This is a genomic window from Mesorhizobium sp. M1078 (assembly GCF_040318615.1).
GTDB lineage: Bacteria > Pseudomonadota > Alphaproteobacteria > Rhizobiales > Rhizobiaceae > Mesorhizobium.
Window position 1 is genome coordinate 32,136 of the sequence record NZ_JAMYMP010000026.1, and the last position, 15,604, is coordinate 47,739.

Annotated in this window: 18 protein-coding genes and 1 pseudogene; 16 read left to right on the top strand and 3 right to left on the bottom strand. The window is 63.0% G+C overall.

Translation table 11 applies throughout. The features are described from left to right. Positions 1 to 7: 7 nt before the first annotated feature. Genes NKH38_RS25255 through NKH38_RS25290 form a run of 8 tightly spaced genes read left to right on the top strand, consistent with a single transcriptional unit; the run spans position 8 to position 6,790 of the window. Positions 8 to 949, top strand: a complete 942-nt coding sequence (locus NKH38_RS25255; RefSeq protein ID WP_352763855.1) for a 3-oxoacyl-[acyl-carrier-protein] synthase III C-terminal domain-containing protein — start codon at positions 8 to 10, stop codon at positions 947 to 949. Beyond that, complete coding sequence (locus tag NKH38_RS25260; protein ID WP_352763852.1) at positions 946 to 1,950, top strand: NAD-dependent epimerase/dehydratase family protein; 1,005 nt, start codon at positions 946 to 948, stop codon at positions 1,948 to 1,950. Before NKH38_RS25255 ends, NKH38_RS25260 begins: the two co-directional genes overlap by 4 nt. After that, positions 1,947 to 2,771: an MBL fold metallo-hydrolase gene (locus tag NKH38_RS25265; RefSeq protein WP_352763849.1), complete on the top strand. Its 825-nt coding sequence runs from the start codon at positions 1,947 to 1,949 to the stop codon at positions 2,769 to 2,771. The genes NKH38_RS25260 and NKH38_RS25265 overlap by 4 nt, the downstream gene beginning before the upstream one ends. Beyond that, on the top strand, positions 2,768 to 4,024 hold the full coding sequence (locus NKH38_RS25270; RefSeq protein ID WP_023826929.1) for a F390 synthetase-related protein: 1,257 nt from the start codon (positions 2,768 to 2,770) through the stop codon (positions 4,022 to 4,024). The genes NKH38_RS25265 and NKH38_RS25270 overlap by 4 nt, the downstream gene beginning before the upstream one ends. After that, positions 4,021 to 5,154, top strand: a complete 1,134-nt coding sequence (locus tag NKH38_RS25275; protein ID WP_352763845.1) for a GNAT family N-acetyltransferase — start codon at positions 4,021 to 4,023, stop codon at positions 5,152 to 5,154. The genes NKH38_RS25270 and NKH38_RS25275 overlap by 4 nt, the downstream gene beginning before the upstream one ends. Next, positions 5,151 to 6,155, top strand: coding sequence for a Rieske 2Fe-2S domain-containing protein (locus NKH38_RS25280; protein ID WP_023731126.1), 1,005 nt, complete (start codon positions 5,151 to 5,153; stop codon positions 6,153 to 6,155). The genes NKH38_RS25275 and NKH38_RS25280 overlap by 4 nt, the downstream gene beginning before the upstream one ends. 52 nt (positions 6,156 to 6,207) lie before the next feature. Beyond that, positions 6,208 to 6,495: a type II toxin-antitoxin system RelE/ParE family toxin gene (locus NKH38_RS25285; RefSeq protein ID WP_023672746.1), complete on the top strand. Its 288-nt coding sequence runs from the start codon at positions 6,208 to 6,210 to the stop codon at positions 6,493 to 6,495. Position 6,496: 1 nt separating this feature from the next. Next, the gene (locus NKH38_RS25290) at positions 6,497 to 6,790 is read left to right on the top strand and encodes an addiction module antidote protein (protein ID WP_023672747.1); all 294 of its coding nucleotides are present in this window, start codon (positions 6,497 to 6,499) and stop codon (positions 6,788 to 6,790) included. 58 nt (positions 6,791 to 6,848) lie between these two features. Here the strand turns inward: NKH38_RS25290 and NKH38_RS25295 are convergent, their stop codons facing one another. Continuing rightward, on the bottom strand, positions 6,849 to 8,006 hold the full coding sequence (locus NKH38_RS25295; protein ID WP_352763841.1) for an ATP-grasp domain-containing protein: 1,158 nt from the start codon (positions 8,004 to 8,006) through the stop codon (positions 6,849 to 6,851). A gap of 182 nt (positions 8,007 to 8,188) precedes the next feature. Here NKH38_RS25295 and NKH38_RS25300 point away from each other — a divergent pair, with 182 nt between their 5' ends. From NKH38_RS25300 to NKH38_RS25320, 5 genes and pseudogenes are all read left to right on the top strand, one after another. Next, on the top strand, positions 8,189 to 8,803 hold the full coding sequence (locus NKH38_RS25300; protein ID WP_352763839.1) for a hypothetical protein: 615 nt from the start codon (positions 8,189 to 8,191) through the stop codon (positions 8,801 to 8,803). A gap of 7 nt (positions 8,804 to 8,810) precedes the next feature. Then, positions 8,811 to 9,659 carry a 23S rRNA (adenine(2030)-N(6))-methyltransferase RlmJ gene (locus NKH38_RS25305; RefSeq protein ID WP_023831132.1) on the top strand — a complete coding sequence of 283 codons (849 nt, stop codon included), beginning with the start codon at positions 8,811 to 8,813 and terminating at the stop codon, positions 9,657 to 9,659. Between the two features lie 327 nt (positions 9,660 to 9,986). Further along, positions 9,987 to 10,076, top strand: a pseudogene (locus NKH38_RS25310) (MarR family transcriptional regulator); the annotation flags it as partial. 315 nt (positions 10,077 to 10,391) lie between these two features. Next, a complete protein-coding gene (locus tag NKH38_RS25315) occupies positions 10,392 to 10,814 on the top strand; it encodes a VOC family protein (protein ID WP_352760433.1) in 423 nt (140 codons plus the stop codon). A gap of 202 nt (positions 10,815 to 11,016) precedes the next feature. Beyond that, complete coding sequence (locus tag NKH38_RS25320) at positions 11,017 to 11,463, top strand: hypothetical protein (protein ID WP_352760430.1); 447 nt, start codon at positions 11,017 to 11,019, stop codon at positions 11,461 to 11,463. Positions 11,464 to 11,559: 96 nt separating this feature from the next. Here NKH38_RS25320 and NKH38_RS25325 read toward each other — a convergent pair whose 3' ends face one another. Then, positions 11,560 to 12,183 (bottom strand): TetR/AcrR family transcriptional regulator, encoded by a 624-nt coding sequence (locus NKH38_RS25325; RefSeq protein ID WP_502896644.1) that lies wholly within the window; start codon positions 12,181 to 12,183, stop codon positions 11,560 to 11,562. 62 nt (positions 12,184 to 12,245) lie between these two features. On the opposite strand from NKH38_RS25325, the gene NKH38_RS25330 reads away from it, so the two are divergent. From NKH38_RS25330 to NKH38_RS25340, 3 genes are all read left to right on the top strand, one after another. Continuing rightward, positions 12,246 to 12,773, top strand: a complete 528-nt coding sequence (locus NKH38_RS25330; RefSeq protein ID WP_352763834.1) for a DinB family protein — start codon at positions 12,246 to 12,248, stop codon at positions 12,771 to 12,773. 581 nt (positions 12,774 to 13,354) lie between these two features. After that, positions 13,355 to 13,744 (top strand): hypothetical protein, encoded by a 390-nt coding sequence (locus tag NKH38_RS25335; RefSeq protein ID WP_023673454.1) that lies wholly within the window; start codon positions 13,355 to 13,357, stop codon positions 13,742 to 13,744. 341 nt (positions 13,745 to 14,085) lie between these two features. Continuing rightward, positions 14,086 to 14,682 (top strand): glutathione S-transferase family protein, encoded by a 597-nt coding sequence (locus NKH38_RS25340; RefSeq protein WP_352763832.1) that lies wholly within the window; start codon positions 14,086 to 14,088, stop codon positions 14,680 to 14,682. A gap of 63 nt (positions 14,683 to 14,745) precedes the next feature. Here NKH38_RS25340 and NKH38_RS25345 read toward each other — a convergent pair whose 3' ends face one another. Next, on the bottom strand, positions 14,746 to 15,396 hold the full coding sequence (locus NKH38_RS25345; protein ID WP_023673452.1) for an outer membrane protein: 651 nt from the start codon (positions 15,394 to 15,396) through the stop codon (positions 14,746 to 14,748). Between the last annotated feature and the right edge of the window lie 208 nt (positions 15,397 to 15,604).

Sequence of the window (15,604 nt, forward strand, 5' to 3'; positions counted from 1 at the left end):
TCGATGCGTGACGTCGCGCGCCCTCGATGCGCGGCTGGGGTTTGGCGATGGACATTTCGAGGCCGCGACCGGCATCATCGAACGCTATGTCTGCGAGGCCGAATCGCAGGTCGACCTTGCTTGTGCCGCAGCCCGTCTGGCGCTTGCCGATGCCGAACTTGAGGCAGGCAGTGTCGATCTGGTCATCGGCGGTTGCGGCGTGCCTTATCAGCCGTTGCCATCGACGGCTCCGCTGGTCATGCAGCGCCTCGGCCTTGCCGATGGGTCGGCGGCCGCTTTCGACGTCAACAGCACCTGCCTCGGCTTCCTCACAGCCTTCGAGACCGCGTCGCGCCTGATCGAGGCCGGGCAATGCCGGACGGCGCTGGTGTTCTCGTCTGAAATCGCCTCGCGCGCCCTGCCGTGGCAGGACCAGCCGGAAATTGCTGCCCTCTTCGGCGATGGCGCGGCGGCCGCCGTGCTGCAGCAGGCAGCCCCTGCCGAGGGTCGAGTCGCGGCCAACCTGATGCGCACCTACCCTTCCGCCTATGAGGCCTGCAGCATCGGCTCCGGCGGCACCCGGTTCGACTTTCATCGTGAGCCTGAGGAATTTGCCCGCCACAGCCTGTTCCACATGGAGGGTAAGGGACTGTTTCGCGTCACGTCACGCCATTTCAACGGCTTTGTAGCGGAGTTGCTCGATCGCGCCGGCTGGCGGCACGACGATGTTGACCTCGTCGTGCCGCATCAGGCGAGCCCTTTGGCGCTCGCCCACATGGCGCGCCAGACCGGCTTCGCCAGGGAAAAGCTCGTCGACATCGCGGCGCGCTACGGCAATCAGATCGCCGCTTCTATCCCATTTGCGCTCGACGTCGCGCGCCGCGAACAACGCATTGTGCCGGGCGCCAAGGTGCTGTTCCTCGGCACCTCGGCCGGCGTGTCGTTCGGCGGCATGGCGCTGGAAGCATGACCGTGGGACGCGTCCTCGTCACCGGCGCCAGCGGCTTCCTCGGCGCGCATGTCGTGGCGCGGCTGGCGGCAGTGGGCACACCGGCGCTGGGTCTTGGCAGGGACGCCAAACGCTGCGCTGCGCTCGAAGCCGCTGGTCATCGGGTCGTTCGGCTCGATTTGTCTCAACCATTCGATGCAGCTGCCGCGCGCGCTCTCGACGGCGTCGATGCGATCATCCACTGCGCGGCACTTTCCGCGCCCTTCGGCAGGTTGGCGGATTTCCAGACGGCAAATGTCACAGCTACCCGCAACCTCAGCGATTTCGCGCGCGGGCAAGGCGTGCGCCGCTTCGTCCATATCTCCAGCCCGACGGTCTGTTTCGCCTATCGCGACCAGCTCGGAGTTTCCGAGAATGCGGCCTTGCCCCCTCCGGTCAACCACTATGCCCGCACCAAGCGGCAGGCCGAGGAGATCGTGCTGGCGGCGCCTGAGATCAGCCCGGTGGTGCTGCGGCCGCGCGGCCTCTACGGTCCCGGCGATCGCACGCTGCTGCCGCGTCTGCTGCAGGTGGCACGGCAGCGCCCGCTGCCGCTGTTTCGCGACGGCAAGGCGCGCATCGATCTCACTTATATAGAGGATGTCGTCGATGCGGTGCTTGCCGCGCTGTCCGCCGGGAGCGCTGCCGAGGGACAGATATTCAACATCTCCGGCGGCGAAGTGGTGCCGGTCCGCCGCATTGCCGAGGCGGCCTGCGCCCGCGCCGGCGTGCAGCCGCGCTGGCGCAGAATGCCGCTCTGGCCCGCCATGCTGACGGCCGGGATAGCGGAGGCGGTAGCGAATATATTGCCCGGCCGCCCGGAACCGCCGGTGACGCGCTACGGTCTTGGCCTGTTCGCCTATGCGCAGAGCCTCGATCTTTCCAAGGCAGGCCGCATCCTCGGCTGGGCGCCGAAAGTGTCGTTCGAGGAAGGGCTCGATCGCACATTCGGCAAGGCGATGGAAAGCAGGAGGGCAGCGTGAAGATCGTCTTCGCCAACAGCGCCTCTGTCAGCGCAGCCGAGCGTCTGATCCTGCGCGGCGGCAGCTGGGCGAAGGTCAGGCTACGTGTCCGCTACGGCCTGATCATGCATCCGCGGGCCGGCCCCGTCCTGATCGACACCGGCTACACGCCGCATGTGACACAAGGCAGTGGGCGCAGCACGGCGCTGCGTCTTTACAGTGCGATCCTCCGGCCCCAGCTCAACGAAGCCGAGCAGCCGCTCGCGGTACTGGCGCGCTTCGGCCTGTCTTTGCAGGATGTGCGCACCGTCATCGTCACGCATTTCCATGCCGACCACATGTCGGGCCTGTCGCTGTTTCCCAACGCTCGGCTTATCGCCAATGACACCGCCTGGGCGCGGGCGAAGGCCAAGACTTCCCTGCAGAATCTGCGCCATGGCGTCTTCAAGGAACTGTTCCCGTCTGACTTCGAGGCCCGACTCGACGGGCTGTCGTCGAAGCGGCAGGTCGAGCCGCGTGGCGGCGTACCGGGCGGCGCCGATCTGTTCGGCGACGGCAGCGTCGTCGCAGTCGATCTGCCCGGCCATGCCGATGGCCAGTTCGGCCTTTTGTTCCCCAATCTGGAGCGGCCGCTGCTCTACGCCGTCGATGCGCAATGGCTGATCAGAGCATTGGTGGAAAACCGAACTCCCGGTCTGCCTGCAACCCTGCTGGCCGAGGATGCCGCCGCGATCGAGCCGACCAGCGTAATGTTGCGTCGGTTTCTGGCGACCGGCGGCGAGGTTGTTCTTTGTCATGATCCGGCGGTGACGGCCTACGATGTGGCCGGAGAGAGCGCGTGAACGGGCCGGCCGAAGCGATCCGCTCGTTTGCGCTGACGCAATGGGTTTCGCGCAAAAGCCGCGAGAGTTTCGAGCGCTGGCAGGCGCAAGCCTTGCGCCGCTTTCTCGACCGCGACCTGCCGCGCGCGCCGTTCTACGGCAAGGCGCCGCGTCTTCTCGGCGACCTGCCGGTGACCGACAAGGCGACGGTGATGGGCAATTTCGAGCGCTTCAACATTCATGGCGTCTCGGCCGCCGAGGCCTGGAAGGCGCAGGCCGGCGATAGCCGCATTGGCGAGCTGACTGTCGGCTCCAGCACCGGCACGTCGGGCAATCGTGGCCTGTTCGTCATTTCCGAGGCGGAAAAATACCGCTGGCTGGGCACCATCCTGGCCAAGGCCGTGCCCGATCTGCTCTGGCGCCGGCAGCGCGTTGCGGTGATCCTGCCGCAAAACACCGGGCTCTACGATAGCGCGCGCAAATCGCGGCGTATCGATCTGCGCTTCTTCGATCTGACGCGCGGTCCGGAGAGCTGGCGCGGCGCTCTCGAAGATTTCGCGCCGACGGTGATCATCGCGCCACCGAAGATACTGCGGCACTTCGCGGCCGAGGGCTTTCGGCTCAAGCCGCAGCGTGTCTTCAGCGCCGCCGAAACGCTCGACCCGGTTGACCGGCCGGTCATCGAGGCATTCTTTGGTGGTCAGGTCGACCAGATCTACATGGCGACCGAAGGGCTGTTCGCCGTCACCTGCCGCCAGGGCGGGCTGCATCTGGCCGAGGATTCGGTGTTCTTCGAGTTCGAACCGGCCGGCGACGGCCTGGTCATGCCGCTGATCACCGCCTTTCGCCGCCGGACCCAGATCATGGCGCGCTACCGGATGAACGACTTGCTGCGGCTGTCCGAAAAGCCATGCCGCTGCGGCTCGCCGCTGCGCACGCTGGACGAGATCGTCGGCCGCATGGACGACGCTTTCCGGCTCGCCTCGCCGCACGGGCAGCTCCTCGTCACGCCCGACATACTACGCAATGCGGTGCTCAAGGCCGACCGGCGCATCGACGATTTCCGCCTGGTCCAGACCGCTGAAGATGCAATCGAACTCAGCCTGGCCCCCGGGCTTGCCGACGAAGCCGCCACCGCCGCCCATCAGTCCGTGCGCAATTTGCTGGCGGCGCGCCAGGCGACAGCTTCGGTCAGCCTTGTTCGCAGGGACCTGCCGTTGGAGACCGGCCGCAAACTGCGTCGGGTCGAATGCCACCTGGGAGCGGCATCATGAACCGGCTCGCTATGTTGCCACTCGATCAGACGAACCGGGTAGAAATCAACCCGCGTGAGGTCGAAGCCTTCGTTCAGCTTTTTAACGAGGTGCCGGTGCGCGACCTCGTGCGAAATCTGACGGTCGCCGTCGAGGCCTTCGAGATCGCTGGCCGCTTTTTTCCACTGACGCTGAACGACAGAAGCGAGGCGCCGAACTGCTATATCTGCTGCCCGTCCAGCGCCTATATCGACTACGCCATCGACGAGACCCGCAATTTCGTCTCGTCGCCCGTGCTGCAAAGAGCGATCCGCATGTTGATTGGCCTGTGCGCGCCGCTGGTCAGGATGAGCGGCCTCGACCATCAGGTTCAGGTCAACAACTGGCTCTATTCGACCAATCCGGTGCCGCTGCTCGATCGCAACGCGGTCGCTGCGATCCGCGACGATCTCACGGCGCGTTTTCCCGATCGCGCTGTTCTCATCCGCTCCCTGAGCGAGATCGCCGATCCCTCGACAATCGCAGCGCTGAAGGCGGAGGGTTTTCGAATGCTGGCGGCGCGGCAAATCTACATCTTCGCCGGGCGCGGTTCGGCCATGACCAACGACATGAAGCGCGACCGCAAGCGGCTGCGCACGACGCCGTTCGAGCGGGTCGGCAATGGCGACTTCACCGAGGCCGACTATGCGCGCTCCGAAGCGCTCTACCGGATGCTCTATCTCGACAAATATACGCCACTCAACCCGCACTACACCGCCCGCTATATCGGTGAGACGCACCGTCGCGGCATCCTGCAACTGGCAGGCCTGCGTCGTCCCGGCGGTGAACTGGTCGCAGTCGCCGCTTTGTCTCAGAACGGCAGGACATTGACGCAGCCAATCGTTGGCTACGACACAAGTCTTCCAGTGAGCGAAGGGCTCTACCGCATGATGATGGCGATCGCGCAGGACCATGCGATGGCGCACGGCCTGTTCTTCAACATGAGCGCCGGTGCCGCCGCCTTCAAACGCTTGCGCGGCGCCGTGGCAACGGTGGAGTACAACGCCGTCTATGCCGGCCATCTTCGGCGCCGCCAGCGCGCTGCAGTGCGTATCATGGAATTTGTGCTCGCGAAGATCGGCATTCCCCTGCTCAGGAGATTTGAACTTTGAGCGACACCCGGCAGCAGAAAGACAAAGACTATTGGCAGGCGGTGATGCGGTCTGCCGACATCAAAGCCAAGCCGAAGCGCATCCTGTTCGACGGCGCGCCACTGGTGCTGTTCCGCTCGGCGAAAGGCATTGCCGCCCTCTTCGACCGCTGCGCTCACCGCCTGGTCGAACTCTCGACCGGCAAGGTCGTCGGTGGCGAGATCGAATGTCCCTATCATGGCTGGCGCTACAATGGGGAAGGGCGCTGCACCGCCATTCCCGGCCATGTCGGCGACGTCCCGCATTACCGTATCCGCCGCTACAGCGCGATCGAGCGCGACGGCGTCGTCTTCGTCTCGGCAGGCACGCCTGAGGGCGAGCCCTATCTCCATTGCATGCAAGGCAAGGATGTCGTCGTGAAGCGGGTGCGAAGCTCGGCGCGATCGACGGTGCTCGACGCCGCCGAGAACATTCTCGACGCCACTCACACCCACTTCACCCACAAGGGTGTGCTGCGCGGCCTGACCGCAAAGCGCCATCTCGTGCGCGTCGAGGTGACCGGCGGCAAGGGCTGGGTCGAAAGCTGCTACACCGGCGAGGACCGCCAACAGGGGCTGGTCAGCCGGCTACTGGAAGGCGAGCGCGCCAGGACCATCGGCCGCTACCGCCATCCCGGCATCGTCGAACTCGAATATTGGGGCAAGGGCGGCTTGGCGCTGGCGACCACTTTCCATTTGCGTCAGGCGGACGAACGGACCGTCGAAGGCGTCGGCTGGCTGATCGGCCCGCGACAGGGCCTGTTCGGCGAACTCAAGGCGCTTGCTTTCCGGCCGCTCTTTGCCTTTGCCCTGCAGCAGGATCGCCGTGTGCTGAAATCGGCCAGCGACAACGCCCGTATATCGCCGCAGGTTCAGCCGGCGATCGGCCCGCTGGATTTCCTGCGCCGCGACATAGCGGCGATCATCGACGGCAAGATGCCACCGGCGGCGGCAGAGCCGCGGGTGCACCAAATCGAGTTGTAATCTAAAGTTCACGGCACTTGATTCCAGTTCTGCTGTAAATTATAGTTCACGGATGATCGAAGTTCGATCCACTGACGAATTCCGAAAATGGCTCAGAGGGCTCACGGACATTCGCGCCGTAAAGAAGATCACCCAACGGATTGTCCGCGTTCAGGCTGGGCTGTTGGGAGACGCCAAGTTCTTCGATGGCATAGGAGAATTGCGCGTAGATTACGGTCCGGGATACCGCGTGTACTTCGTCCGGCGCGGCAACACGGTCATTATCCTGCTCTGCGGCGGTGACAAAGGCTCGCAGGACAGGGACATCGGAAAAGCCAGGAAAATGGCAAAGGAAGTTTGATATGACCCTCAGAACCACACCATTCGACGCCGCCGAATATCTTGATGATGCTGAGTCTCAAGCCGAACTGCTCGCTGATGCGTTCGAGACCGGGGACGCGACTTATATTGCGCACGCCCTCGGCATTGTCGCGCGCGCCCGCGGCATGACAAGCATAGCGAAGGACGCCGGCGTGACCCGAGAGGCACTCTACAAGGCGCTGAGCGAAAAGGGCGATCCGCGCCTCAGTACATTGCTGGGCGTAACCAAGGCGCTTGGCCTGCAATTGTCCGCAAAGCCAGTTAATCCCGTTTAGGCAACCTTAGCAGGACTTACGCACTCAGCTGAAAACGGGAAGTTCCGCTTCAACTCGACTAGTCCTGCTCCGGCCCATTCCACTCGATATCGCGCGTCGACGCAGCCTGAAGGCTGATGCGCTGGCGCAGTGCTGTGCCGGCGATCTCGGCCAGCGTGCGCCACTGCGCCCGCTTCGGCGCGGGGTCGCCCGGCCAGTCGAGCAGCTCATCGGCATCGTGCATCGCCTGACGGAAGCGGCCGAGACCACCGGAGCGCAGTGCCGCCGGCATCCCGTAGATCCACATCGCAAGCCTCACCGTCTGCGGCGCCGTCACGTCGGGCTTCACCTCGGCGCCATCCTCCAGGACCGCGTCGGCGAAGCGCCGCGGATCGCGAAAGAAGTGCAGGCCGCTCACGGCGCGCGGATTGCACTCCAGTGGCAGCACCGTGCCGTTATTCTCGCGCATCAGGTCGAAGGAGATCTGGCCGGTCCAGCCGGCGCCGGCGACGAAGGTTTCGACGAAGCGCCGGGCAGCCGCATCCCCGACTGGCTCGAAACAGATGCCGGCGCCCATGCCGGCGCGATAGAGCGAACTGTAGAGCGCCAGCGCTTTGAGTTCACCCTCGACCGCCACCGCATAGGCGCTGATCTCTTCACCAGCGATGTAGCGCTGCGCCACCCAAGGAGCGGCGGGCGAGGGGCGGACGGCGTCGAGTTCGTCCGGCGATGGCCGCAGCAGTACGTCACGGGCAAAACGTGACCACACAGGTTTGAACACCAATTCGCGCGATTGGCCACGAACGCCGTCGAGATCGGCCTCGCTTTGCAGCAGTATCGTTTCCGGCACGTCGAGCCCAAGGCTCTGCGCCAGCCGGATGAAGGCATGCTTGTCGTGAACGCGGGCGAGCATCGCCATCTCGGGTGCGAAGAGGCGGGCCGGCATGGCGCGGTGCTGCCAGAGACGACCGAGATAAAAGACTTCCTCGCAGGTCGGGATAACGAGTTCGATGCCTTCCGCGCGGACAAGCGCTTCCACCGCCTTGGCATAGGCGTCGGCGGCAAAGCGCGGCGGCGGCAGGCGATGGTAGGCGGCGCAGGCCGTGCTCGCTGCGGCGATCGGCCGGGCCGGGCTGTCGGCCAGGATCACCCGGCAACCGGCGCCATGCAGCAGCCGCGCCAGGTGCAGCGCCACCGGCGCGCGGGCACCGGTGATCAGCACGGTGCTATTGGGCATGAGCCACCGGCATCGGTTGGAAAAGACGAGTCAATGCTTCTGCGGAAGGCTTCATTCGCCATAAGTGCCACATGGCTTGCGTGCCGCCAACGGACTCCACAAAGGTGGCTCCGCTGCGTCAGCCATCGCTTTTTGGCCTTCAGGGCGTTATTGGCAATCTGTCGAACACCCGGATCTCCTCAATGCGCTTTCTGTTTGTCCTGATACTGCTTGCCGGCGCCGCCATTGGCTTCGTCTATCCCTGGGCCATGAGCAATTTCTCCGGCCACGAGATCGGCGCCTGGCGCGTCTACGACCAGGGACGGTTTAGGCCTGTGACGGTGACGCTGAAAGCTGGCGACGCGCCGGTCAGAGTGCTGGTCGACCTGACGGCAAAGGCCGAGCGCATTGTCTCGCAGCAGCGCACCGTGCTGACGCTGACTGCCGCCACAGCCGGGCGCACGGTGCTTGCCTCGACGCTGCAATTCAACCACGCCGACAATCCGCGCCAGGTCAGCCCGCAACTGCCCGACAAGATCTTTCGCGACGAGGCCGGCGTGATCGAAACCGTCAGTCCCGGCGCCTATCTCTTCACCGCCGGCCCGGGCGACGCCGACGATATCCCGATACGCGCAGTGGATCTGATACTGCGCTCCGGCGCCGGTGAGATCGATCAACGCGCACGGCCGGTTGGCTATGGGCTGATGGCCGTCGGCCTGATCGGCTTCCTGCTTACTCTGGCTTTCGGCGGTCGCCGGCCGGAGAACCCGAACTCGAAGCCGCGACCGCCGCGTTGGGGCAGAGGCTCCTCGACATGAGCGCGGCATGAACTACCGTCACGCCTATCACGCCGGCAATTTCGCCGACGTCGTCAAGCATGTCGTGCTCAGCCTTCTGCTCGACTATCTGAAGCAGAAGGACAAGGCGTTCCGTGTCGTCGACACTCATGCCGGCATTGGCCGCTACGATCTTTCGTCGGCGGAAGCGCAAAAGACCGGCGAATGGCAAGGCGGCATCGGCCGCCTCATCCACGCCCCGATCGAAAAATCGGCGGCTGCGCTGCTTGCCCCCTATCTTGAAGCGGTGCGTTCGCTCAATCCCGATGGCGGGGTGAAGAAATATCCGGGCTCGCCATTGATCGCCAGGCACCTCATGCGAAAGCAGGACCGGTTGTCGGCGATCGAACTGCACGGCGCAGATGCCGCCAGGCTGAAGACGCTGTTTGCCGGCGATTTCCAGACAAGGGTGATCGAACTCGACGGCTGGCTGGCGCTTGGCGCGCATCTGCCGCCGAAGGAAAAGCGCGGCCTGGTTTTGATCGATCCGCCGTTCGAGGAAGTCGGCGAATTCGACCGCCTGGTCGATGGCATGCAGAAAGCGCACAGGCGCTGGCCGGGTGGCATCTACGCGCTGTGGTATCCAATCAAGGACCGCAAAGCGATCATCGCCTTCCGCAAGGCGCTCAAGCAATCCGGCGTTCCAAAACTGCTCGACATCGAGTTCGAGATCCGGCCGGCATCGCGTGAACCAAGCCTCGACGGCAGCGGCATGGTGGTGGTCAACCCGCCCTTCACGCTGGAGCGCGAACTGCGCATCGTGCTGCCGGTCCTGCACAGATTGCTGGCGGTCGAAAAGCCGGCGCACTGGTCGCTGGAATGGCTGGCCGGGGAGTAGCGACGCTTCGCAGCGGGCGACGCCCGCGGCAAAGACACAAAGTCGCTAGAAGTTTTGACGGTGGCGCCATCCGCGAATGCTCAGTTGTGTTGAACGAACCGAAACCATGGAGATGCACATCTAATCGGCTTGGCGTTGACGCTAATCCCAGAATCAGATAGATAGATATCTAATTATTAGATTTCGAATCGAAGCCAAGATCGACAAAAAAGGAACTGGTCAACGCGATAGGCTTCGCGATGTCGCGCTGGCAGGATGCCGTTGAAACGTTCGATGGGACCGTTGCCGAAATCTATGTGCTGAGCGCTGCCGAGCGCCGCTGGCGCGATCAGTCACGGCCCGCGGCCGGCAAACGTCGTAGCGAGGGAGACAAATCTCACGCCGGCGGCGGCTACGACGTTGATTGACCGGCTGGAAAAGCGCGGCTTCGTCAGCCGCCAGCCGGATCCCGGTGACAGGCGCAAGGTTATGGCAGCGGCGGGCAAGAAGACCGAGGAACTCGTCCGGCGCTGCTACCATCCGATCTTCGAGGCAGGTGCCGCATTGCTGGAGAAATACACGGTGGCCGAGATGCAGTTTTGCTCGGCTTCATCGAAGAGGTCGAAGCGATGCAGAAGGTGTAGACCGAGAGGCTGCGCGGCAAAGCAAAACCGGTGCCTTGAGAGAAGGCATCGAAGGATGGTCCGGCGCAACGCCGGTCCGGTTTCAACTGTGTACTGTCAAGGAGACCCTATGCCCCGTATGATCTTCGTCAACCTGCCCGTCGCCGACCTCGCTGCGTCGATGGCCTTCTACAAAGCTCTCGGTTTCGACAACAACCCGCACTTCACCGACGACACCGCAGCCTGCATGGTGCTGAGCGAAACCATCAACGTCATGCTGCTCACCCACGCCAAATGGCGTCAATTCACCAACCGCCCCATCCCACCCGCCAGCTCGAGCGAGGTCATGCTTGCCGTGTCCTGCGACAGCCGCGCGGCGGTCGATGCGATGAACGAGGCGGCGGCGAAAAATGGCGGCGCCGCCGACATCAACGCCCAGCAGGATTATGGCTTCATGTACAATCGCAGCCTGGCCGACCCTGACGGCCACGTCTGGGAAGCGATGTGGATGGACCCGGCCGCCATACCGAAGGGCGACGCCAAGCAAGGCTGAACCGGGTTTCAGCACCCCGCCGGCCATGGCAGGCCGCTTTTCCTAAATGGGCAAGGCGAGCTTTTTCAAAGGTCAGGACGTGGTTTCGCAGCTTCGCACCGGCAAAACCGGTTGCGGAGCGGGAAACCATCGTCAGTGCGACCGCTTGACCGCGCGCCGCCGAATCCGCAAAGTGGGCGCAGTCGACCTTTGAGAGGCTGCCATGACTCGCTTTGCCAAATCCGCTTTTGCTGCCCTGATTTCGCTTTGCACGCCGCTGGCCGCACCCTTTGGCCAGCCAGCGCAGGCCGCCGATCTTTCCGTCTATTCCGACGAGGACAGCGGCGTTTGCGGCGAGGCCTGGGTGCTAAGCAAAATCTCCAGCCGCTTCTCCTACCAGGTGCATCACGTGCCGCATCTGCCGGATGTTTCGATCACCGATTTCCAACGCATCCACCAGCATCGCTATCTCCCGGCCAGCGAAGAATGGCCGATCGGCCGCCGCTATTGCGGCGCCACCGTCAGCCTTTCCGACGGCCGCGCCCGCACCATCTGGTACTTGATCGAGGAAGGCCAGGGTTTTGCCTCGATCGGCGACAATGTCGAATTCTGCGTCTCGGGCTTCGACCGCTGGATGGTCTACAACGGCCGCTGCCGCGTCCTGCGCTAAGGTCGGATAAGAACCGCCGTTGCACCTGCCATCTCCTGCAAGGGGGAGATCTGATGTCGCTCCGGTTTCGCCAATCTCCGAACTGCTGCCGCTGCCTCACATCGCCTTCCCACCAGATACGTAAGCGCAGATCAGCTCGACCAACTGCTTCTGCAGTTCCGGCGCGTCGAGCATGTCTCGCCGCGCGGCATTGTGGATGACGCCCTCGACCGCTGAGGACAGCACCCGGGCCACGGTCTCATTGTCCTTTCTGCGCCTGCGATATTGCGCCACCGCCGCCGTGTAGTGATCGAGATAGCGCGATTGGAACGAGGCATGGGCGGCGCGTGAGCCGCGATCGCCCGGCGCCTCGTCGAGCAGCACCTGATGCAGCGTCGGATGGATGCTGTGCGCATCGATCATGCCGCGCACCAACTCCTGCGCGAATCGTTTGAGCGGCTTGTCGCCTTCTGTTGATTCGGCGATCACCGACAGCACCTGATCGAAATGTCGCCGGCGAATTGCTTCGACCAGCGACAGCTTGTCGGGAAAATATTGATAGAGCGAGCCGATGCTGACGCCGGCCGCATCGGCCACCTTGTTGGTGGTGAAGCCGGCCCAGCCGAGCGCGCTTAGAACATGAGCACCGGCTTCGATGATCGCCTCGACCGTCGCTCTCGAACGCGCCTGGCGCGGCTGCTTGCGCATGCGTGAGCGCGGCTTTGCAATGCGAGTAGACATGTCTGCTCCAGCAGCCAAGAATATAGATAATATACTCACATTTTTTGCAAAGGATACAGACCATGGACGCGCTGGATTTGCTCCGCAGCCTCTTCGTTTATCAAGCCTGGGCGAATGGTGAATTGCTGCAGAAGCTTGCGGGCCTCGACCAGCAGGAGCATGTCGATCAGCGCCACACGGCGACCCGTCTCATCAACCACAACCTTGTCGTATCGAAGATATTCGCCGCGCATCTTTCCGGCACGCGTCATGGCTATGCGTCCGACAACACCGAGGACACACCGGCACTCGATGAATTGAGCGCTGATGTCGCTGCGGTGGATCGTTGGTATCTCGACTATATCGAAGCCGTCTCGCCAAAGCTCATGTCAGAGCCTGTGCCTTTCACCTTCACCAACGGCGACAGGGCGATGATGTCACGCCAGGAAATGCTGACACATGTCGTCACGCATGGCGGCTATCACCGCGGCGAGATCGGGCGGATCCTGATGCAGATCGGCATTGCGCCGCCGTGGGATACGTTTGCCGTCCACCTCCACCACGCCGAGCCTTCGCGCCGGCTGCAGGTGCGCGAACGGGTTGGCGCTTAGGGGCCCGCACCCGTTGGCTTCCAAGGGACCGCGGCTTCCCGGGAGGAGGATTCCCCGATCTTTCGTTTCCCATTTCCGTTGGGCATCTCTTGCGCCGAAGCTGGCGATCTCCCTTCTCGTCTGGGAAACGTCCAACACAACAGGCTGTCCCTTCAAGTACTGTCTTTCCTGGCTTCCATCCAACCACTTTCGATATACGAGTAAAAAGCTCGCGTTTAGTTTAGTGCTGTTCCTGCAACCGTGGGGATGAAGCAAGATCAGCCTCTGCGGTGCGATGATTGTTGCCATCCAATAGGCCGCCGATGACCGCGTGAGATCGACGGCGTTGCAAGAGAATGTGAGCTTGACGAGAAGAACGTGTGAGTCGCGATATCAGAGATTTCTCTCGCAACAGTTCGCTGCGAAGCGGGAAGATTTCTTGCCGATTTCTGTGCCGATCATTGCGATCATGCTCTCAGCGTAACCGAAACTTAATCTGCGAAATTCTATGTAATGCTTCGCTGGCTAGATACGCACGAGTCAGATATGCATTAGCTCGCCGGGTCACTCACGGCCATCGGCACAAACGCAAGGGGCATCGCATGGCAAAGACCACGACGAAGGCGCCGGCGGCGAAAGCGCCGGCAAAGAAAGCGGCACCGAAAGCTGCCGCGAAACCTGCAGCAGTAAAGAAGGCAGCACCGAAGGCAGCGGCAAAGCCGGCCGCCAAGGCAGCGGCAAAGCCGGCAGCTAAGGCAGTAGCAAAACCCGCCGCCAAGGCAGCAGCGAAACCCGCCGCCAAGAAGCCGGCCGCCAAGGCTGTGGCGAAGCCTGCTGCGAAGGCAGCAGCCAAGCCCGCCGCCAAGAAGCCGGCAGCCAAGGCAGCGGCAAAACCCGCCGCCAAGGCTCCGATGAAGGCCGCCGCCGCCAAGTCGACGGCAGCTGTGAAGAAGGCTGCACCGGCCAAAAAGCCAGCCGCCAAGAAGAAGTAACGACGTTCCATCTCAAAGCTCCCGGGAACTTTGCCGACTGGCAGATTCCCGGGAGCTTTTTTGTGGTGATTTAGGCCTTGTTTTGATCCATGTCGTTCTCTCGAAATTGAGGCCACTTCTGTGAGACATGCATTGGCGATTTCATTGTCGGCGGATTGGCCGCCTGGTTTTGCCCTTCTGGCAGTTGCTCCCTCAGGGAAGATCGGCCAACACTAAGGCGGTCGCATTCGATGGGGTTCAGGCGACGCGCTCTAGACCTTTGTTTTACGCGCGTCGTTCTCAAGACCGGAACCGCATTTTTGAGCGACATGCACTGGCCGTCCGAAAACAGGGAACCGATCATGCCGAAGCTGCTCTACGCGTCCTCATCCCCCTACAGTTCCAAGGTGCGCATGGCAGCACTCCATGCCGGCATTGCCGTCGAGCTAGTGCCGGTCAAGACCGAGGACAAGCCTGCTGAACTGATGTCAGCCAATCCTCTCGGCAAGATTCCGGTGCTGGTGCTCGACGACGGCCGCTCGATCCACGACAGCCGCGCGATCACCCAGCATCTCAACCGCGCTTCGAAGAGCCTGTTGTTGCCGCGCAATGCCGACAAGCGCCTCGAGGCCGAAGTGCTGGAGGCGCTGGCCGACGGCATATGCGACTGCGCGCTGTCGATGGTCTATGAGCGGCGCACGCGTCCGGAGGAGATGGTCTATCAACCCTGGCTCGATCGCCAGTGGACCAAGATCACCGCCGCACTCGATTTCCTCAACGCCAATCCGCCGAAGCTGCCGAAGAAGATCACGCTTGGCCAGCTGGCGTTGCGTGCCTGCCTCGGCTACCTCGCTCTGCGCTTCGCCGGCAAATGGGAAAAGGGCCGCGGCCGCCTGACCCGCTGGGCAGCGCGTTTCGATGAGAAGTTTCCGGAGCTGAAGGTGGCTGTGCCGGCCTGACGGGCGAAACAAAAAAAGCCGGGCGCGAGGCCCGGCTTTCTTGTGTCGTGGCTTGAACGACAGTTAGAACTTCATACCGACGCCGAAGGTGACGCGGTTGTCGCTCTCTTTGACCTTGGTGCCGACACTGTCGAAGCTCTTGGAACCGAAGTCGGTGTAGCGGTACTCGACACGGCCGAACACATTGTCGGTGATCTTGATGTCGGTGCCGACGCCGGCCGTCCAGCCGAGCATGGTGTTGCTGTCGCTGTCGCCGGGGACCGAGACCTTCTGGTTCTTCAGGGCGCCGCCGCCGGTGCCGTAGAGCAGGATTTCCGGGGTCACGGCGTAACCCAGACGGGCGCGCAGCGAGCCTTCGAAGCCGCCCTTGGAATTGACGCCGCCGCTGTCACCCTTGACGCCATTGTAGCCGAGATCGGCTTCAGCACCGTACACGAAGTTTTCCTGCTGCCACTGGTAGCCGCCGAAAACGCCGCCGACAAAGCCCTTGGTCTTGATGTCGGGGCCGCCGTCCTGGACTTTGGCATGACCGCTGAAGCCGTAGCCGGCGCTGAGACCGGCATACGGGCCGGCCCAGGAAGCGACGGGGAGCTCGGCGATCGGGGCCGGCGCCGGGGGCTCTTCCGAGACGACATCGGCAGCAAAAGCGGTACCGCTGAGGGCGAAGAGCCCGAGCGCAACCGCGAGCGGCGCGAATTTGAGATTGGTTTGCATTGTTGTTTACTCCTTAAGCCACAAGACACGTAGGCTTGTTTGTCCTGAGCGCCATCAACCCGTCCGGGGGGTGAAACGGATCTGGCACTCAACGGTTCCGAATGTCGTGTCAAAATGCGGCGGCAGCGAACCTGAAAATGGGTCATTCCCCGGCACGAATGAGGCCGAAGCTTGACGTTGCATCTTCGCAACAGCGAAATGTCAGTAC